The 19,079-nt window shown below is 31.1% G+C and carries 20 protein-coding genes; 13 read left to right on the plus strand and 7 right to left on the minus strand.

Annotated elements, in window-relative coordinates; genetic code table 11:
* Positions 1–542: 542 nt before the first annotated feature.
* Both FBFL15_RS08230 and FBFL15_RS08235 read right to left on the minus strand, forming a co-directional pair.
* A complete protein-coding gene (locus tag FBFL15_RS08230; protein WP_014084152.1) occupies positions 543–1,841 on the minus strand; it encodes a DEAD/DEAH box helicase in 1,299 nt (432 codons plus the stop codon).
* A 128-nt stretch (positions 1,842–1,969) separates the two neighbouring features.
* Positions 1,970–3,508 carry a DEAD/DEAH box helicase gene (locus FBFL15_RS08235; RefSeq protein WP_014084153.1) on the minus strand — a complete coding sequence of 513 codons (1,539 nt, stop codon included), beginning with the start codon at positions 3,506–3,508 and terminating at the stop codon, positions 1,970–1,972.
* A gap of 366 nt (positions 3,509–3,874) precedes the next feature.
* On the opposite strand from FBFL15_RS08235, the gene FBFL15_RS08240 reads away from it, so the two are divergent.
* The 4 genes from FBFL15_RS08240 to FBFL15_RS08255 all read left to right on the plus strand — a co-directional run bounded on the left by FBFL15_RS08240 (position 3,875) and on the right by FBFL15_RS08255 (position 7,271).
* The gene (locus FBFL15_RS08240; protein ID WP_014084154.1) at positions 3,875–4,153 is read left to right on the plus strand and encodes a DUF3817 domain-containing protein; all 279 of its coding nucleotides are present in this window, start codon (positions 3,875–3,877) and stop codon (positions 4,151–4,153) included.
* Complete coding sequence (locus tag FBFL15_RS08245; RefSeq protein ID WP_014084155.1) at positions 4,146–5,399, plus strand: mechanosensitive ion channel family protein; 1,254 nt, start codon at positions 4,146–4,148, stop codon at positions 5,397–5,399. The genes FBFL15_RS08240 and FBFL15_RS08245 overlap by 8 nt, the downstream gene beginning before the upstream one ends.
* Positions 5,400–5,513: 114 nt before the next feature.
* Positions 5,514–5,978, plus strand: coding sequence for an SRPBCC family protein (locus tag FBFL15_RS16325; protein ID WP_014084156.1), 465 nt, complete (start codon positions 5,514–5,516; stop codon positions 5,976–5,978).
* Between the two features lie 6 nt (positions 5,979–5,984).
* Positions 5,985–7,271: a cryptochrome/photolyase family protein gene (locus FBFL15_RS08255; protein ID WP_014084157.1), complete on the plus strand. Its 1,287-nt coding sequence runs from the start codon at positions 5,985–5,987 to the stop codon at positions 7,269–7,271.
* On the opposite strand, the gene FBFL15_RS08260 is transcribed toward FBFL15_RS08255, so the two are convergent.
* The 5 genes from FBFL15_RS08260 to folE are packed head-to-tail and all read right to left on the minus strand — an operon-like array spanning position 7,263 to position 11,126.
* Entirely contained in the window at positions 7,263–7,760 is a 498-nt protein-coding gene (locus FBFL15_RS08260; protein ID WP_014084158.1) for a GNAT family N-acetyltransferase, read from the minus strand. The two genes, FBFL15_RS08255 and FBFL15_RS08260, sit on opposite strands and share 9 nt — an antisense overlap.
* Before the next feature lie 6 nt (positions 7,761–7,766).
* On the minus strand, positions 7,767–8,711 hold the full coding sequence (gene lgt, locus FBFL15_RS08265; RefSeq protein WP_014084159.1) for a prolipoprotein diacylglyceryl transferase: 945 nt from the start codon (positions 8,709–8,711) through the stop codon (positions 7,767–7,769).
* A gap of 23 nt (positions 8,712–8,734) precedes the next feature.
* Positions 8,735–8,950, minus strand: a complete 216-nt coding sequence (gene yidD / locus FBFL15_RS08270; RefSeq protein WP_044032221.1) for a membrane protein insertion efficiency factor YidD — start codon at positions 8,948–8,950, stop codon at positions 8,735–8,737.
* A gap of 11 nt (positions 8,951–8,961) precedes the next feature.
* On the minus strand, positions 8,962–10,440 hold the full coding sequence (gene cysS / locus FBFL15_RS08275; protein ID WP_014084160.1) for a cysteine--tRNA ligase: 1,479 nt from the start codon (positions 10,438–10,440) through the stop codon (positions 8,962–8,964).
* A gap of 14 nt (positions 10,441–10,454) precedes the next feature.
* On the minus strand, positions 10,455–11,126 hold the full coding sequence (gene folE / locus FBFL15_RS08280) for a GTP cyclohydrolase I FolE (RefSeq protein ID WP_014084161.1): 672 nt from the start codon (positions 11,124–11,126) through the stop codon (positions 10,455–10,457).
* A gap of 495 nt (positions 11,127–11,621) precedes the next feature.
* Here folE and FBFL15_RS08285 point away from each other — a divergent pair, with 495 nt between their 5' ends.
* The 9 genes from FBFL15_RS08285 to FBFL15_RS08325 all read left to right on the plus strand — a co-directional run bounded on the left by FBFL15_RS08285 (position 11,622) and on the right by FBFL15_RS08325 (position 18,969).
* Entirely contained in the window at positions 11,622–12,575 is a 954-nt protein-coding gene (locus tag FBFL15_RS08285; protein WP_014084162.1) for an isopenicillin N synthase family dioxygenase, read from the plus strand.
* Between the two features lie 6 nt (positions 12,576–12,581).
* Positions 12,582–13,262, plus strand: coding sequence for a VOC family protein (locus FBFL15_RS08290; RefSeq protein ID WP_014084163.1), 681 nt, complete (start codon positions 12,582–12,584; stop codon positions 13,260–13,262).
* Between the two features lie 16 nt (positions 13,263–13,278).
* Positions 13,279–13,611: a translation initiation factor gene (locus FBFL15_RS08295; RefSeq protein ID WP_014084164.1), complete on the plus strand. Its 333-nt coding sequence runs from the start codon at positions 13,279–13,281 to the stop codon at positions 13,609–13,611.
* A gap of 31 nt (positions 13,612–13,642) precedes the next feature.
* Positions 13,643–14,509, plus strand: coding sequence for a nucleoside phosphorylase (locus FBFL15_RS08300; RefSeq protein ID WP_014084165.1), 867 nt, complete (start codon positions 13,643–13,645; stop codon positions 14,507–14,509).
* Between the two features lie 4 nt (positions 14,510–14,513).
* The gene (locus tag FBFL15_RS08305) at positions 14,514–15,041 is read left to right on the plus strand and encodes a GNAT family N-acetyltransferase (protein WP_014084166.1); all 528 of its coding nucleotides are present in this window, start codon (positions 14,514–14,516) and stop codon (positions 15,039–15,041) included.
* 24 nt (positions 15,042–15,065) lie between these two features.
* Positions 15,066–15,917 carry a substrate-binding domain-containing protein gene (locus tag FBFL15_RS08310; RefSeq protein ID WP_014084167.1) on the plus strand — a complete coding sequence of 284 codons (852 nt, stop codon included), beginning with the start codon at positions 15,066–15,068 and terminating at the stop codon, positions 15,915–15,917.
* 15 nt (positions 15,918–15,932) lie between these two features.
* Positions 15,933–16,865, plus strand: a complete 933-nt coding sequence (locus tag FBFL15_RS08315) for a hypothetical protein (RefSeq protein ID WP_014084168.1) — start codon at positions 15,933–15,935, stop codon at positions 16,863–16,865.
* Between the two features lie 138 nt (positions 16,866–17,003).
* Complete coding sequence (locus FBFL15_RS08320; RefSeq protein ID WP_014084169.1) at positions 17,004–18,023, plus strand: quinone-dependent dihydroorotate dehydrogenase; 1,020 nt, start codon at positions 17,004–17,006, stop codon at positions 18,021–18,023.
* Positions 18,024–18,102: 79 nt separating this feature from the next.
* Positions 18,103–18,969, plus strand: a complete 867-nt coding sequence (locus tag FBFL15_RS08325; RefSeq protein WP_014084170.1) for a beta/alpha barrel domain-containing protein — start codon at positions 18,103–18,105, stop codon at positions 18,967–18,969.
* Positions 18,970–19,079 lie beyond the last annotated feature (110 nt).

Genomic DNA, 19,079 nt, shown 5'->3' on the forward strand with positions numbered 1-19,079 from the left:
TAAAATACCACGAAAAGAGTAGGGGGGGGCAGCTTTTTTGGGGTAGTTTGTTGTGTTATTTTTACCTTGTTTCAACTGTTTTTTTATCCATTTCTCATAAAAAAAAGCTCCTAATCAATTGCTTTATACTTTTGTAAAAAACAGCTAAATATTAAATTCAAATATAAAAGATAAATAAATTCGATATTATAGACTCATTTCACATTTGCAAATGATTTCCTGATAAAAAAATGAAATCAAATAAGTTAGATTTAGGTAAATATAAATTTACTATTACATTTATAATTGAAATCATGTGAAAAATCAAGTTTTGAGTTACACAAATTTTCAAAAAAGCATTTATTTATTGATAATGCTATCTTTATAAAATTGTATTTATTTTTTTAACTATAATTTTAAAATAAATCTGTAACAATGCTCTGTATCATGTGAAAGGCATGCGATAGGCAAAATGGATAAATGTAATTTTCTATTTTACATAATATTAATTATAGTTCAAAATAATAGAACCAAAAATAGGAGCACATTGGCTTTGATATTGGTTACTTTTTAGCGTTTTGTTGCAAGTGATTCGCCAAAATTTTATCAATCAATTCATCTTTTGTTAAATGATGAAAAATTGCTTTAATGTCGTTTTTCAATTCATTAGATATTTGATGATTGGGTTTGGTTTTAAAAATTTGTTTGGCCCATATCATCGTATTATTATCTTCAATACTTTTATTGTCAGGTTTTTCATATTTTAAAATGGGCAACTCAATCGCTTTTTCAATAGTTTGCAATTGGGCTAATTCCTCTTCTTGTATGATATTGTAAACCAAGCCTTTGTGAGTATTTCGGGCACTTCTACCACTGCGGTGAATGTATGTTTCTAAAGTATCTGGTAAGTGATAATTTACAATATATTGGATGTCATCTATATCGATACCACGTGCAGCCAAGTCTGTGGCCACTAAAATAGGAATATGTCCTGCTCTAAATTGCGACATCATTTTGTCTCTTATAGGCTGTGTCAAACTACTGTGAATGGCACCCGAGGTAAACTTTTTGATGGCTAAATTTTTGGCTAATTTATTGACAGCTGCTTTTGTTTTACAAAAAATAATTCCTTTTTGATTTGGTTTTGAATTTAATAAATGTAATAATACTGCTAATTTTTCTATTGGATCTACTATTACATAATGGTGTTTGATGTTTGTATTGGTTTTTGTACCTACAACCGATGTAATAATAGCAGTATTTTTTGAAAAATTTTGTTGTACCAACTGTTTTAATCCCACCGAATATGTTGCTGTAAACAAAAACTGTCGTTTATTTTTGGGCAAATATTGTTCGATTTTGGTCAAACTGTCGTGTAATATGGCCATCATTTCGTCTGCTTCATCCAAAACTACAAATTGCACGTGTTGCAAGTTGAGTACCTTTTGTTCGAGTAAATCTAGCAATCGCCCTGGCGTAGCCACCACAATTTGAGGGTTATTTTGCAAGGCCGCAATTTGTGGTTTTATTGGATTGCCTCCACAAGTAGCCAAAATGTTGATTGACGAATGATGTTGAGCAAATTGTTGTAGTTGGTGCGTAATTTGTTGTCCAAGTTCTCTGGTTGGTGCTAATATAACAGCTTGAACATGAGGGTTTTGCACGTCTATTTGTTGCAAAATGGGTACACCAAAAGCAACTGTTTTTCCGTGACCAGTGTGTGCTATGCCTACTACATCATGTTGTGCTTGTAGGATTTGTGGAATAACTTGTTGTTGAATTTCAGTTGGAGTATTGATATTCAGGCTTTTAAGCGTTTCAACAAAAGCATTTGTTAAACCTAAATCGATAAAATTTGACATGAAAATATTGTTTTAAGAAAGCGTTACTTTTGAAAATGAATCTAGCCCCGATTGTAGTGAAAATCCTTTTGTGGCGGGGTTCGCCACAAAAGATTGTAACGAAAAGCGGGATCAAGCTCCCTAAAAAATTAATCTGGTTCGTTCATAATTTTTTCACGATACTTCTTCCCTATCAATAAATTGAGGTTTTTAATATAATCATCGACTAGCCATTCTCTATAATTTTTACTACATTGACTCAAACAATTTGAATATTTTTTTATTCTACTTTCTATATCTGCTAATAATTCTTTGGCTAATGCACGGGCTTCTTGAAGTGTTTCGGTATTATCTACACACATGGCCGCATGCTGGTCGAGCGATTTTTCGAGTACAATTTTTGAACGCAAATTGAACTTGATGGCCAATTTGTGTTCGTCGTCCACATCAAAAGTAACATCGGGAGTTTTACTGAATTTTTGACGTAATTCATCAGGCATTACATATTTAAAATTCATTTCAATTTCGGCATCGTCTCTTAGATTTTCGAGGTAAAACTCTGGCGATTTAAAAATATGTTGCCAATTGATGGGCTCGTTCCACAAACCAAATCGGGCAGCATTGTTACCCAAATCGATTACCGTAAAACTGTCTTTGTTGGGCAATCGACGAGAGCCCCGCCCTATCATTTGGTAATATAACGTTAATGATTTTGTAGCCCTATTTAGGATGATGGTTTCTACGGTAGGTTCGTCAAAACCTGTTGTCAAAATTCCAACAGAAGTAAGAATAGCATGAGGCGTTTTTTTAAACCAATGCAAAATTTCTTTACGTTCTTCGTTACTATTGGTATTATCTAAATGTCTAATGTCATAGCCTGCTTCTCTAAAAGTTTCATAAACATATAGCGAGGTGTTGATACCGTTGTTGAAAATTAATGTTTTTTTGCCTAAAGATTTCTCGGTATAAGCATGCAATAATTTTTCCTGCATTGCCATATTAGTATATAAATCATCTGACGATTTTACTGTATAATCGCCATTTATACCTACTTTTAATGAAGTAAGTCCAACATCATAACTATAGGTAGTAGCTTTTGCTAAAAAACCATTATCTATCAAGTTTTGTATGGTATCTCCTACGATTAATTCATCATAATTTTCGTGCATGGGAAGCCCAACATTGGAACTTAAAGGAGTGGCCGTAACGCCAAGAATAAAAGAATTTTCAAAAGAACTAAATAATTTTCTAAAAGAATTATAATGAGCTTCGTCAATTATTAATAAACCTACATCATCTATCAATAATTTTTCATCATTTAACCTATTTTTTAAGGTTTCTACCATGGCTACAAAACAAGAATATTCATGCTGGTCTGGCAAATCTTTGATTTTGCTGTTTACAATTTTATTTTTTACACCAAAACCCTTGAGCATTTTTGAAGTTTGTTTGCAAAGCTCTATTCTATGAGTTAAAATTACTACTTTTTTATTATTTTTTTTAATATACCTTCTAACTATTTCAGAAAAAACGACTGTTTTACCACCACCCGTAGGCAATTGGTACAGCAAATGAAAGTTGTTTTTTTGGTTGTCTATTCTTTCAAAAATGGCATCAATATCGTATTCTTGATAATCATATAAAACTTTTTTTTCGTCTAATTCGGCTTCAACTAATGGGTATGACATTTGATAAAAATTGATTTTTGCAAAAGTACGTTTAAAAAACCTATTATTTGATAATAATTTAAAAAAAGTGATTTAAAGCAGATGTAAAATCAATAAATTTTATAAATAATGTTAAATTTATGTATATATATTATTTTATTGAACTATTATCAATATAAATTTTAATTTTATTTAATTATTGATGAATTATACTCAATATAGTATTATTATTTGTATTTTAAAATAAAAACAATAAGTATAATATTATATTATTATAAACAAATTTGATTTTGCTGTTTAGGAATCAATTATTAAATAATTCATAAAAAACAGCTAATTAGCAGCAGAGTTGATTGCAAATTATTAATTTTGTACTCAAAAAAAACTATGTTAAAATTATTTAAATACATTGCTATTTTAGAAGGGTTGTCGTTGCTTGCCTTGTTTTTCTTTGCTATGCCCATGAGACGTTTTTTTCAAAACGATGCCTATATTAGACCTATAGGTATGGCACATGGTATTTTGTTTATTGCTTATATTTTGCTTGCAATTATAGTAAAATACAAACAAAATTGGTCATTTAAAATATTTTCGATAGTATGTTTGGCTTCTTTTGTACCGTTTGGAACATTTTATATTGAAAATAAATATTTAAAAAATGCTTAAATTTATAAACAAAATATTTGGGTGGTGTTATCCGCTTTTCAAAAAAATAGGATGGCATGATACGGTTGCATCTTATAGTAGTTTGATAGTGAATATCATTATTTTATGGTTGTTTGCCTATCTAATTTATAAAATTTTTAGATTTATTTTAGTAAGTGTTTTGGCAATAATTGCACAAAAAACCCACTCAAAGTTTGATGATTTTTTAATTGCAAACAAAACAGCAAAATACATTTCCTATTTAATACCACTTTTATTTATTTATAAATCAGTTCCTATAATTTTAAATGATTATGTATATTGGGAAGGTTTTTTTGGTAAATTTATAGGTATTTATATTGTTTTGCTTACTTTATGGATCATCAGAACCATATTCAATGCGTTAAGAGATTATTTAAAATTAATACCCCAATATAGCGATAAACCCATAGACAGTTATATTCAAGTATTTATGATCATCCTTTGGATGATAGGATTATTTGTAATTATATTAGAATTATTTGAAATAAAAACAAATACTTTATTTACAGCTTTTGGAGCTGTTTCTGCTGTTATATTATTGATTTTTAGAGATACTATTTTGGGTTTTGTAGCTAGTGTTCAGGTGTCATTAAACGATATGGTTCGCATTGGCGATTGGGTAACATTCGACAAATTTGGTGCAGATGGCGATGTGATTGAAATTAATTTAGCTACGGTAAAAGTTCGTAATTTTGATTTGACTACTACAACTATTCCTACATATAGTTTGATATCAGATTCATTTAAAAACTGGCGAGGGATGCAAAATTCATCTGGAAGGAGGATAAAACGTTTTTTATTGATTAAATCGCATAGTGTTCATTTTTTATCAGACATAGAAATCGAAAATTTATCAAAAATTCAATTGATTCATCATTATATTTCCCAAAAACAATCAGAAATTGACATCTATAATGCGAATCATCAAATTAATAAAGACGTATTAGTAAACGGAAGAAATCTTACTAATTTGGGTTTATTTAGAGTTTATATAACAAAATATTTAGAAAGACATGCCGCAATCAATCAAGATATGTTTTTGGTTTGCAGACAATTACAACCCACACAACATGGAATTCCGCTTGAAATATATGCTTTTTCAAAAGATAAAAAATGGGAAAATTATGAATATATCGTATCTGATTTATTCGACCACTTTATTGCTGCCGTGCCCTATTTTAAATTAGAAATTTTTGAGTTGCCTTCTGAAAAGCATGATGTTTAAAAAAAAATATATTGTTTAATCTTTTTGTGTTTTAATTAAACATTTTTATTACTTTTACACCAAAAATAGATTCTTAAATTCATTTTAATCATTTTTGACCCAATAAAAGTAACCATGAAAATATACAGATTAGAATCCAAACAAAAACTTCCTATTAGTTTAGATCAAGCTTGGGAGTTTTTTTCAAATCCAGCCAATTTAAAAAAAATAACGCCTCCATATATGGGTTTCAAAACCCTATCGGGCGATGACAAACCCATGTTTGCAGGACAAATTATTCAATATATTGTAACCCCCATTGCAGGAATACCTACAAAATGGGTTACAGAAATTACTCACGTAGATGATAAACATTATTTTGTAGATGAACAGCGATTTGGCCCTTATTCATTATGGCATCATAAACATTTTTTCAAAGCAATTCCAGGAGGAATAGAAATGGAAGATATAGTAGATTACAAATTACCATTAGGTATTTTAGGACAAATGGTACATCCCATATTAGTAGCACCTAAACTTAAGGAGATTTTTGAATTTAGAAAAGCGATTTTAACAAGCATGTTTGGCGAATTAAAATAAAATAATATGACAATATTTTGGTTTAGAAGGGATTTAAGATGGACAGATAATGTTGGTTTGTATCATGCGTTACAAGAAAACCAATCCGTATTCCCGATATTTATTTTTGATCATAACATTTTGCAACAACTCGAAAAAAATGATGCAAGGGTTGATTTTATACATGATTCATTACAAAAAATGAATGATGAATTCCAAAAATACAATAGTTCAATTGCAACTTTTTATGGTGACCCTATTGAAATATGGAAAGAATTAATTACAAATCATAATATTACATCAGTATATATAAACAAAGATTATGAACCTGCTGCTCGAGAACGAGATAAAAAAATTTATTATTTATTACAAGAACATCAAATTCCATTAAAAGCTTATAAAGATCAGGTCATTTTTGAAAAAAATGAAATTGTCAAAGAAGATGGCAGCCCGTATGTTGTTTTTACACCATATTCAAAAAAATGGAAGCAGAAATTCGATAAAAATTTAATTAATGTAGCATATTCTGAAGATTATTTGCAACATTTACAACCTCACTCCTACCCTTTTTTATCATTAGAAAAAATTGGGTTTAAAAAATCATTGCAGAAAGTTTTACCTATTGCTATTGGCCATGAATTGGTTGATAACTATGAATTGAATAGAAATTTTCCACATCTTGCAAAAACTTCTAATGCAGCGCCTCACCTACGGTTTGGGACAATATCTATAAGAGAAATTATTAGAAATATCATTGATATTGAAAATGAAACTTATCTTAATGAATTAATTTGGAGGGAATTTTTTATGAATGTTATTTGGCATTATCCACACACAACCCACTTATGTTTTAGACCAAAATATGAAAACATACCATGGGATAACAATGAAATGTATTTTGAAAAATGGTGTTTAGGACAAACTGGTTACCCTATTGTGGATGCAGGCATGCGTGAGTTAAACGCCACAGGATACCTACATAATAGAGTTAGAATGATAGTTGCAAGTTTTTTATGCAAACATTTACTTATAGATTGGAGATGGGGAGAAGCCTATTTTGCATCAAAATTATTAGATTATGAGCAATCAAGCAATGTTGGAAATTGGCAATGGGCAGCAGGTTGTGGTGTAGATGCTGCACCCTATTTTAGAATATTTAACCCAATGGAGCAAACCAAAAAATTTGATGCAAATTGTAAATATATTCAAAAATGGGTTCCAGAATATCAAGAATTAAATTACCCAAAACCTATTGTAAACCATCAAGAAGCCAGAGCAAAATGTTTGAAAGTGTTTAAAGAAGCGTTATTGTAAAATTAATTGCATCAAAACCAAATCCAGCCATTGGTTAAATTTAAAACCTACTTCTTTGATATGACCTGATATTTGGAATCCAAATTTTTGATGAAATTGAATACTATTTTGGTTTGTTGCATCGATAGCCCCAATCATGCAATGATATCCTTGTTTTTTTGCAAGATAAATTAATTTTGATAATAATAACTTACCAATACCTTTTCCTATATAATCATCTATTACATAAACCGAATGTTCTATGGTATATTGGTAGCCTATTTTTTCTCTAAAACTTCCATAAGTTGCAAAACCAAGCACTTGATTTTGAAATTCGGCAACCAAAATAGGTAACCCTTTATCTTTTTTATCGATAAACCATTTTTTTTGATCAGCTAAAGATTGAATATCATAAGAATAATTTGAAGTAGTATGTAAAATAGCATGATTGACAATTTTCAAAATGGCCTCTAAATCATTTTCAACTGCATTTCTGATAATTATTTCCATATTGTATTAATATATTTCATCTTTTTTTGTATTATTTCTAAATACATACACCAAACCTAAAATAATAAAAGGAATACTTAACCATTGTCCAGTTGAAAAATGACCTAAAGTATTTTCAAAACCTCCTTGACTGGCTTTTACAAACTCTACAACAAATCGAATGGGCCAAAGTGTGATTAAAAACATACCAAACAAAAATCCCTCTTTTTTGCGAGCATCTGTTTTCCAATAAAGAAAATATAATATAAAAAACACAAAAATATAAGCAAAAGATTCGTATAATTGAGATGGATGTCTGAAAGGTATTTCATTTAAAACTTCAGTAAATTTTGAGTTATTGGCAATTACATTATAGGCCTCATTTTCTGATTGTGCTTGAGTCATTTCCATCAAATTATGGTTTTGCCAAAATTCTTCTTCTCTTACAAATTTTATAGCATAAAAATGATTACCATCTGTTGGTTTTCCATAAATTTCTGAATTAAAGAAATTTCCAAGTCTTACAAAAATAGCACCACTTGCTACCGGAATAACTACCCTATCCAAAACCCATAAAACAGATTTTTTCATGATTTTTTTGCTAAAAAAATACATCATAATTATAATAGAAATAGCAGCTCCATGACTTGCAAGTCCTGCAAATCCAGTAAATTTAAAATCTGGTTGCGTTCTTATTGGTAATAAAATACTTAAAGGATCGTCTAAAAATAATTCTGGCTGATAAAAAATAACATGACCTAGTCTTGCACCAAGCAAAGTAGCAACAACTGTCCATACAAATAAGCTATCCAGTTTATCAATAGATTCGTTTTCTCTATCAAATATTTTTTTCATGATCCACCAGCCTAATCCAAAAGCAACGACAAACATCAAACTGTAAAACCTAATCATAAAAAAACCCAAATCTATTCCTTCAGAAGGATTCCAAACTATACTAAAAGCTGTATTCATTATTAATATTATTATTTAATTTATTATTTTATTGGATCATATCCTGATTTTCCCCAAGGATTACACCGAAAAATTCTTTTGATACCATAATATCCCCCTTTTATTAATCCATGCTTTTGCAGGGATTGAATCATATAAGTAGAACAAGTTGGTTCAAACCGGCAAGAGGCTGGAGTAAATGGTGAAATGGCCACTTGATAGAACCTAACTAGAAAAATAAAAGGTTTTGTTACATTCATCAAAATTATTTTTAAACACTAAAAGTTGTGCCTTCTTTACCGTCTTTAAGTTGAATACCTATGGCTAACAATTGGTTTCTGATTTGATCAGACAAAGCAAAATCTTTATTGTCTCGGGCTTCTTTTCTCATTTCGATGAGTATTTGAACCACATTTTCAAGTTTGTTACTATGATTGGTACTTGCTTTTGTGTCTTCGAGTCCTAAAACATCAAAAACAAAGGCATGTAACGTTTTTGTAAAATCGGCTAAATCGTCTGAATGAATTGTTTCTTTTTTGTCGTTGAGCCAATTGATATATTTTACAGCTTCAAATAGATTTGCTATTAAAATTGGGGCATTAAAATCGTCGTTCATAGCCTCATAACAATTTGATTTCCAAGTTTTTAAATCGATAGAGGTTTGCTTTTGAGGTTGAATATCTTTTAGCAAATGTAATGCTTCCATCAATCGATTAAATCCTTTTTCGGCAGCCAAAATGGCCTCGTTTGAAAAATCTAAATTGCTACGATAATGGGCTTGCAACATAAAAAAACGAGCGACCGTAGCAGGAAAAGCTTTACTTAAAAAAGGATTTTCTCCTGTAAGTATTTCGCCAGGTAATATATTATTACCTGTTGATTTCGCCATTTTTTTACCATTTAAAGTCAGCATATTGGCATGCATCCAATAATTGACTGGTGTATGGCCTGTTGCGGCTTGATTTTGAGCTATTTCACATTCGTGATGCGGAAATTTTAAATCCATTCCGCCGCCGTGAATGTCAAAATGAGTGCCTAAATATTTGGTACTCATGGCAGTACACTCTAGGTGCCAACCTGGAAAACCATCGCTCCAAGGCGAAGGCCACCTCATGATGTGTTCGGGTTCGGCCCGTTTCCATAAGGCAAAATCTTGTTGGTTTTTTTTATCAGATTGGCCATCAAGCTCTCTTGTATTGGCTAACATGTCTTCGATATTTCGTCCACTTAGCTGTCCATAATGGTGTTTTTCATTAAATTTGATTACATCGAAATAAACAGATCCGTTAATTTCATAAGCAAATCCTTTGTCTATAATGGTTTTGATGATTTCTATTTGTTCAATAATATGCCCTGTTGCGGTGGGTTCTATGCTTGGTGGCAAAAAATTGAATGCTTTTAGAATTTGATGAAAATCAACAGTATAACGTTGAACAACTTCCATTGGTTCAAGTTTTTCTATACGTGCTTTTTTTGCAATTTTATCTTCTCCTTCATCTACATCATCAACAATATGTCCGACATCGGTTATATTTCTTACATATCTAACTTTGTAACCCAAATGTTTGAAGTAACGAAAAATCAAATCAAAAGACATAAAGGTGCGTACGTTTCCTAAATGTACATTGCTGTACACAGTGGGGCCACAGACATACATTCCAATGCTGCCTTCGTTTATGGGATTGAAATCTTCTTTTACTGCTGTAAGTGAATTATATATTTTTATTTTATTTATTTTATATAATGACATTATATTTTTAATTTTTAAAATTTTGTATCAAATTTTATATAATCTAAAAATTCTCGTTTGGTTTGTTCATTTTTGAATTTTCCACCAAATTCTGAGGTAACCGTGCTGCTTTCTATGTCTTTGATACCTCTTGAATTGACACATAAATGTTTGGCATCTATTACACAGGCTACGTCATCGGTGTTTAATACTTTTTGTAGTTCTTGAACAATTTGCATAGTCAAACGCTCTTGAACTTGTGGTCTTTTTGCATAATATTCTACAATTCTGTTCATTTTTGAAAGTCCAACTACTGTGCCGTTGCTGATATAAGCTACATGTGCTCGACCAATAATGGGCAATAAATGGTGTTCGCAGGTAGAATAGACTACAATATTTTTTTCGACCAACATTTCTCCATATTTGTAATTGTTTTCAAAAGTTGAAGCGCTTGGTTTTTTGTTTGGATTTAATCCACCAAATATTTCATTAACAAACATTTTTGCTACCCTATTTGGTGTTCCTTTCAAACTGTCGTCTGTTAAATCCATACCTAAAGTTTGTAATATATTTGTTACGTCTTTTTTTATAGATTCAATTTTTTCTTCGTCTGAAAGTACAAAGGCATCGGGTCTGATGGGATTTTGAGCATTTGTTGCAATATGATTATTACCTATTTCGTCGTTGAAATTTTCAGCGTTTTTCATTTATTTTAATTGCTAATTTATGTTATATATGAATTTTCAAAGATAAAAAGAATATTTAAAATGATTCTATTTAAGTTTTGTTTTTTTATTAAAATTTCCATAAAATTTGGAATTGGAATTTATTATACAGTAATAGACTAAAATTCAGTGAATTAAAAGGAAAAGAAATATAGATTTTGGAACCATTAAAATTTTATATTTTGGTGGCACAAACGGAAGTTGCGATTTAGCCCCGACAGCAGCGATATCCTTTTTGTTTTTTCTTTAAAAACAAAAAGATAAAGCGAATGGCGGGAACAGGCCATGGTGAAAATGCCTGTACATGATGCTTCTTATTCAAAAAATGGGTATTGTTTTGGAAAATATACCCATGGTGTTGGTTTTTGAAATTGATATTTTCACAAGATTTTGGAGATATTATTTGAAAAATTAAAATAAAATCTATTATATTTGCTTATCTTTTAAGAATAAAAAAAATAAATTAAGTATCGTATTATGCAACAGATTCCAAGTGTTGATTTGCGTGATTTCCTTTCGGATGATCCGAAACGTAAACAAAAGTTTGTAAATGAAATCGGAAATGCTTACGAAAATATAGGTTTCGTAGCTTTAAAAGGTCATTTTTTAGATGACGAATTGGTAAACAATTTGTATGAAGAAGTTAGAAATTTTTTTTCGCTTCCAATAGAAGTCAAAGAAAAATATGAGATTCCAGGCATTGGAGGTCAGCGGGGTTATGTATCGTTTGGGAAAGAGCATGCCAAAGGAAGATCTGCTGGAGATTTGAAAGAGTTTTGGCATTTTGGTCAGTATGTGGCGGAGGGTTCAAAATATAGTGAAGCATATCCATCGAATGTTGAAGTTGCGGAATTGAAAAATTTTAATACAATTGGCAAAGAAGCATATAAAATGCTTGAAAAAACAGGTATTTATGTACTACGAGCTTTAGCCTTGCATGTGGGATTGGATGAATATTATTTTGATGCTTTTATAAAGGATGGTAATAGTATTTTGAGGCCTATACATTATCCGCCGATAACGGATGAGCCAAAAGATGGTGCTGTGAGGGCTGCTGCACACGGAGATATTAACTTGATTACTTTATTGATGGGGGCTCAGGGCAAGGGGTTACAGGTTCAGAATCATGCGGGGGTTTGGCTAGATGCCATGGCAGCTCCAGATGAATTGATGATAAATGTTGGCGATATGTTGAGTAGGCATACCAATAATAAATTGAAATCTACGATACACCAAGTGGTAAATCCGCCAAGAGCGTTGTGGGGTACGTCTAGATATTCTATCCCGTTTTTTATGCATCCGGTGAGTGATATGCCTTTGAATTGTTTGGAAAAATGTATAGACGAGGCCCATCCGAAACAATTTGAAGACATTACTGCAGGTGATTATTTGAATGAACGATTGATTGAATTGGGGCTGTTGAAAAAATAAATATATATGCACAATTACATTGCTCATGTTGCTATTGTAGTACAAGATTATGATGAAGCGATTGCTTTTTATACTCAAAAATTAGGTTTTGAATTGATAGAAGATACTCCACTTACAGCTGAAAAAAGGTGGGTTTTGGTTAGACCAAAATATACAAAGGGTACTGCCCTATTGTTGGCCAAGGCTTCAAACGATAATCAAAAAAAATATATTGGTAACCAAGCTGGTGGTAGGGTATTTTTGTTTTTATATACTGATAATTTTGATATTTTTTATCAAAATTTACTAAAAAATAATATAAAAATTATAAGACAACCAAAAGATGAAAATTATGGTAAAGTGGCTGTTTTTGAGGATTTGTATGGTAATTTTTGGGATTTAATAGAATCTAAATCCTATAAAAAATTGTTTTATACAAATGCCATTTTGCAAATTAATGAAACTGTACCAATTGAAGTAGCGCTTGAGGCTTTAAAAAATTTACGAGAAGCAACCCTACTAGAATTGGGTTGCCTTTCGTTTGAAATACATCAAATGAAGGACAATCCTAGAAAAATGGTTGTAATGGAATGTTTTGATGACGAATCGCATTTTCATCAGCATTTGAATTCCCTACATTTGCAAAATTTTTTAGCTCAAAATATAGTAAGTATTGAAAAGACTTATGAAACCCAAAATATAATGTAACACCAATTGAAACTATATGGACTTGCAAGACCAATTGAAAAAATTGTTTCCAGAACATGTTGAAAGTGAAACAAAAACGGAAGATATTGAAGAAAACATCAGCCTTTTTATTCAAAAAGAACCCATAATTTGTAAGTATGAAAAACGAAAAGGGAAAGCAACAACAATTATTGAAGGCTATACAGGGGCTGCTGCTGACTTTAAAATATTAGCTAAAGAATTGAAAACAATGTTGAGTGTAGGCGGCACTTTTAAGGATGAAGCCATCATTATACAAGGAGATTATCGGGATAAAATTATGAATTTTTTGAAAGAAAAAGGATTTAAAGTAAAACGTGTTGGTGGCTAATAGACTATTAATTTAATACATTATACATATTATGATTGCACAATCGGAACTTATACTTAATGCAGATGGTAGCGTGTATCATTTGAATTTGAAACCAGAAAATATTGCAAATGACATTATATTTGTGGGCGATCAAGATAGGGTTGAAAAAATCACATGCTTGTTTGACAGTATAGAATTTACACAACAAAAAAGAGAATTCAAAACCCAAACGGGTTGGTATAAAGGCAAAAGAATTACTGTATTGTCCACAGGAATTGGTCCAGATAATATAGATATTGTAATGAATGAATTGGATGCTTTAGTAAATATTGATTTACAAACAAGGACTATAAAACCTGAATTAACCTCGTTGAATATCATTAGAATAGGTACCTCAGGATCGTTACATGCAAACATACCCGTTGGTAGTTTTGTGATGTCAAAATTAGGTATAGGACTAGATAATATGTTGCGATCGTATCAAATAAGTGCCGTTTCTAGACTAGATTATGAAGAAGCCTTCATTCAACAAACACAATGGGATAGCAAAAAAGGACGTCCTTATGTGATTGAATGTTCAGAAAAATTAGAAAAAAAAATTGAATCTGAAAATATTTTCAAAGGAATAACGGCAACATGTGGTGGGTTTTATGGGCCACAAGGAAGGATTTTAAGATTGCCCATTCAAGATGAACATTTGAATACAAAGATGGATCAATTTTTGTATGAAAATTATCAAATTACAAACATGGAAATGGAAACAACCGCTATTTATGGCTTGTCTGCATTGTTAGGCCATCATGCCCTTTCGTTAAATGCTATTATTGCCAATAGAGCTTCGGGAACTTTTAGTGAAGATCCGTTAGCCGCAGTAGATCAATTAATTGAATATATTTTAAATAAAATAACAGCTTAAAAATATGGCAATAATTGAAACCAATAGGCTAATTTTAAGACCTTTAGCATTAGATGATGCTCCTGCGATGTTTGAAATGGACAAAAATCCAAAAGTGCACCAATACCTTTGGAACAAACCTGTATGCCACATCCAAGAAACTTTGGACACCATTACTTATGTTAGGCAACAATATGTAGATTATCATATTGGTAGATATGCCGTTGTTTTGAAAGAAACTATGGAATTTATAGGTTGGGCTGGACTGAAATGGAATTCCGAAGAAGTGCAAGAACAAATCCATTTTTACGATATTGGCTATCGATTATCAGAGCCAAATTGGGGTAAGGGTTATGCGACCGAAGCCTCAAAAGCATGGATGGAATATGGATTTAAAACCATGAAAATCAATATCATAAAAGCTGCAGCACAATTGGAAAATGCAGCCTCAAATCAGGTGCTGAAGAAAATAGGAATGCAGCATACTTTTCCTTATACCGAAAATAACGTAGTTTGGAATTGGTACGAAAAAGTTAATAGTTTTATAGAATAATACAAAACAAACAGTAGTTTTAAAATGATAAAAGTAAAAATTGCAGGAGTTCCAGAGCATTTTAATTTTCCATGGCAAAAAAGTATTTCCGAAGGACAGTTTGAACAACACCAAATAGACTTAGAATGGACTTCTGTGCCAGAAGGAACAGGAAAATTATGCGAAATGCTACGCCATAACGAAACAGATATTGCTATAATACTTACAGAAGGCATCATAAAAGATATTATAGCTGGCAATTGTTCAAAAATTGTTCAAATTTATGTGGATTCGCCCCTTTTATGGGGTATTCATGTGTCTGCATCGTCCAAATTTCAAACCATTTCAGATTTATACCAAACTAGAGCTGCCATTTCAAGAAAAGGATCTGGGTCTGAATTGATGACGTATGTACATGCAAAGGAACAACATTGGCCCATTGATACTTTGCAATTTGAAATTGTTCATACGATAGACGGTGCAGTAAAAGCTTTAATAGAGGAAAAAGCAGATTATTTTATGTGGGAACATTATATGACAAAACCACTTGTAGATAATGGAATTTTCAGACGATTAGGAGACTGCCCTACTCCATGGCCCAGTTTTGTAATTGCAGTAACCGATAATTTTTTAGAAAAAAATACTGAAATTATAAAAATAATTTTAAATATTATTAACGATGTTACTTCAAAATTCAAATTAATTCCTAATATAGATCAAATAATAGCTGAAAAATTTTCATTGCAACAAGCAGATGTTGCTGAATGGTTAAAAATTACCAATTGGTCAGACAAACAAATAGCACCAGAAATGTTAAATTCTATTCAAAATCAATTAGTAGCATTACATATTATCAATAAAAAAGGTACATTTGCTGAAATTATTAAAGCCATTTAGCTTTTTTAAAATACAATGAACCTATCCACCCAAGACAAGTATAACCAAATCATAAACCAACTCAAGGTAGCTAAACCTTGGGATAATATCATTATTTTTTTATTAAATATATTGATAACCATACCTGTATTTATTATTGTCCATCAAAATACAATGTCGTTTGATGGATATTATAATTTAGACAGAATTTTATTATTTATACTTATACTTGTAGTTTTTCAATTGATTTTAAGAGCAATGAGAAAAATTACATTCATTAGTATTTTTTTGTACATTATTGCTTTAATTTATGGAACATTATTTGGCGGTTATGGTTTTGAAAGTGTATATGAAGATTACCAATCTATATTATATTCAATGAATGAAAATCCGTATCCACAAGATATAATAATTGAAAAATTATTACCTTTTCCAAATAAAAATAAAATAATTGCTGCAGTTGAATTTGAAAATCCAAAAGTTAGAAATTTTGCAATGAAAGCCATTAATAAAAATTTTAAAAATATTAAAGGCTATTCAAAATACCGCACCATTATTCAAAGTTTTGCTGTATTTAAAGAAATTAACAGCCAATGGCATTATGTGAGCGACCCCAAAGGACATGATTATATTGCCAAAGCAAGCGAGTCCTTGTTGTATTTTTCTGGTGATTGCGATGATTATTCGGTTTTGATGGCCGCAAGTATCAAATCAATTGGTGCCATTCCACGCATCATCCATACAGGAGGACATGTGTATCCCGAAATTTTAATTGGCAACAATATAGATTTAGAAAACATCAATTATTTAATAAAAAAAATATTATTTAATTCTGAAAGTTTAAACAAAAAAATACATTTTCATAAAGATGAGCGAGGGCAAATATGGGTTAATTTAGATTATACCGCCAAACATCCTGGTGGCCCATTTTTGCATGAAGAAATATTAGGAGCCTTAACTTTAGAGTAAAAATAGATTAAATTTATTGAAAATGTGTTTTTATATTACAAAAAAATTATAAATGAACCTACTCAAAATACAATAATTAAAGCCAAAAAAAATAATGTTACCAAAATATTTATTACTTTTGCCCGATAAATTTTTTGTATGTATCAATCTATTATAAGACCAATACTTTTTAAGTTCGATCCAGAAAAAGTACACCATTTTACTTTTTCATGCATCCGTTTTTTTTCAAAAATACCAGGTTTTACAACGTTTGTCAAGTGGAAGTATCAAGTAGAAAATCCAAAATTAGAACGAACCGTTTTTGGATTAAAATTCAAAAATCCTGTGGGTTTAGCTGCTGGATTTGACAAAGATGCCAAACTATATCAAGAACTATCACAATTTGGATTTGGATTTATAGAAATTGGGACACTCACACCAAAACCGCAAGAGGGCAATCCAAAAAAACGATTATTCAGACTTCAGTCAGACCAAGCCATCATCAATAGAATGGGATTCAATAACGGAGGAGTTTTGGAAGCCGTTTCAAGATTAAAAAAAAATAAAGGAGTGCTAATTGGCGGCAATATTGGAAAAAATAAATTGACTTCAAACGAAGAAGCCAATACAGATTATGAAATATGCTTTGAAGCCCTTTTTCCGTATGTAGATTATTTTGTAGTAAATGTGAGTTCGCCAAATACTCCAAATTTGAGGGCCTTACAAGAAAAAGAACCTCTAAAAAAGCTATTATTGCAATTGGAAAATAACCCATTGCAACATCAAAACCACAAACCTATTGTACTAAAAATTGCTCCCGATTTATCAAACGAACAATTGATAGACATTATTGAAATAGTACAAGAAACACAAATTGCAGGCGTAATAGCAACTAATACTACCATTGCTAGAGACGGATTAACTTCAGAAAATAGACATGAAAATGGTGGTTTATCAGGAAAACCTTTAAGAGATAGAGCAACCGAAGTTATTCGTTTTTTATCAGAAAAAAGCAATAAATCATTTCCAATTATAGGCGTAGGAGGTATTCATTCTGCTGCTGATGCACTTGAAAAACTCGAAGCAGGAGCCAGTTTGGTACAGCTTTATACAGGATTTATATATGAGGGGCCTGCTTTAATAAAGCAAATCAACAACGCTTTATTAAACAAAAAATAATTTTTGCCTAAAAATTTGATAAATCAATAGAAAAGTATTATTTTTATACCAAAATTTAGGAAATTTAAAAATTGTAGCATTGTCAAAAATAGTCAAAATAATCGAATGTCCTCGAGATGCAATGCAAGGCATCAAACCTTTTATTCCTACTACTGAAAAAGTAGCCTATTTGCAATCATTACTTCGTGTAGGTTTTGACACTATCGATTTTGGAAGTTTTGTATCACCAAAGGCCATTCCACAAATGCAAGACACTGCTGCCGTATTGTCGCAATTGGATTTGTCGCAATCTAACAGTAAATTACTTGCCATTATTGCCAATACTCAAGGGGCTATTGCAGCAGCTCAATTTCCTGAAATTCAGTATCTTGGATTTCCTTTCTCAATTTCAGAGAATTTTCAAATGCGAAATACACACAAAACAATTTCAGAAAGCATAATAACTTTACAAGAAATTTTAAATATTGCACACCAAAATAATAAAACAGTTGTTGCCTATTTGTCTATGGGATTCGGAAATCCGTATGGCGACCCCTGGAATGTAGAAATTGTAAGCGAATGGACAGACAAATTATCTGCTATGGGAGTTCCAATTTTATCATTGTCAGACACAATTGGTAGCTCAACTCCAGAAGTTATTCAATATTTATTTTCCAATTTAATACCAAAATACCCCAATATCGAATTCGGAGCACACCTTCATACCACGCCCGACAAATGGTTTGAAAAAGTAAATGCCGCTTACATATCAGGTTGTAACCGTTTTGATGGGGCTATTCAAGGATTTGGTGGCTGTCCTATGGCAACCGATCATTTGACTGGAAATATGCCAACTGAAAAATTATTATCCTATTTTACAACACAAAAAGCCTATACCAATTTAAACCCAATGAGTTTTGAAAGTGCTTATAATGAGGCAACTAACTTGTTTAGCCTGTACCATTAATACAGCCATCATACAAAGTATTTACTTAAAGTATTACATCAACATAAAGCTTTACTTAAATAAAAAAAAGGGACTCTACAAGTCATTTTTTTGATTTTATAACATTATTT

This window comes from Flavobacterium branchiophilum FL-15 (assembly GCF_000253275.1).
Classification (GTDB): Bacteria; Bacteroidota; Bacteroidia; order Flavobacteriales; family Flavobacteriaceae; genus Flavobacterium; species Flavobacterium branchiophilum.

Coding starts and splice junctions, on each gene's coding strand:
- FBFL15_RS08230 (WP_014084152.1), bottom strand. CDS start 1,841: ATGTCAAATTTTATCGATTTAGGTTTAACAAATGCTTTTGTTGAAACG.
- FBFL15_RS08235 (WP_014084153.1), bottom strand. CDS start 3,508: ATGTCATACCCATTAGTTGAAGCCGAATTAGACGAAAAAAAAGTTTTA.
- FBFL15_RS08240 (WP_014084154.1), top strand. CDS start 3,875: ATGTTAAAATTATTTAAATACATTGCTATTTTAGAAGGGTTGTCGTTG.
- FBFL15_RS08245 (WP_014084155.1), top strand. CDS start 4,146: ATGCTTAAATTTATAAACAAAATATTTGGGTGGTGTTATCCGCTTTTC.
- FBFL15_RS16325 (WP_014084156.1), top strand. CDS start 5,514: ATGAAAATATACAGATTAGAATCCAAACAAAAACTTCCTATTAGTTTA.
- FBFL15_RS08255 (WP_014084157.1), top strand. CDS start 5,985: ATGACAATATTTTGGTTTAGAAGGGATTTAAGATGGACAGATAATGTT.
- FBFL15_RS08260 (WP_014084158.1), bottom strand. CDS start 7,760: ATGGAAATAATTATCAGAAATGCAGTTGAAAATGATTTAGAGGCCATT.
- lgt (WP_014084159.1), bottom strand. CDS start 8,711: ATGAATACAGCTTTTAGTATAGTTTGGAATCCTTCTGAAGGAATAGAT.
- yidD (WP_044032221.1), bottom strand. CDS start 8,950: ATGAATGTAACAAAACCTTTTATTTTTCTAGTTAGGTTCTATCAAGTG.
- cysS (WP_014084160.1), bottom strand. CDS start 10,440: ATGTCATTATATAAAATAAATAAAATAAAAATATATAATTCACTTACA.
- folE (WP_014084161.1), bottom strand. CDS start 11,126: ATGAAAAACGCTGAAAATTTCAACGACGAAATAGGTAATAATCATATT.
- FBFL15_RS08285 (WP_014084162.1), top strand. CDS start 11,622: ATGCAACAGATTCCAAGTGTTGATTTGCGTGATTTCCTTTCGGATGAT.
- FBFL15_RS08290 (WP_014084163.1), top strand. CDS start 12,582: ATGCACAATTACATTGCTCATGTTGCTATTGTAGTACAAGATTATGAT.
- FBFL15_RS08295 (WP_014084164.1), top strand. CDS start 13,279: ATGGACTTGCAAGACCAATTGAAAAAATTGTTTCCAGAACATGTTGAA.
- FBFL15_RS08300 (WP_014084165.1), top strand. CDS start 13,643: ATGATTGCACAATCGGAACTTATACTTAATGCAGATGGTAGCGTGTAT.
- FBFL15_RS08305 (WP_014084166.1), top strand. CDS start 14,514: ATGGCAATAATTGAAACCAATAGGCTAATTTTAAGACCTTTAGCATTA.
- FBFL15_RS08310 (WP_014084167.1), top strand. CDS start 15,066: ATGATAAAAGTAAAAATTGCAGGAGTTCCAGAGCATTTTAATTTTCCA.
- FBFL15_RS08315 (WP_014084168.1), top strand. CDS start 15,933: ATGAACCTATCCACCCAAGACAAGTATAACCAAATCATAAACCAACTC.
- FBFL15_RS08320 (WP_014084169.1), top strand. CDS start 17,004: ATGTATCAATCTATTATAAGACCAATACTTTTTAAGTTCGATCCAGAA.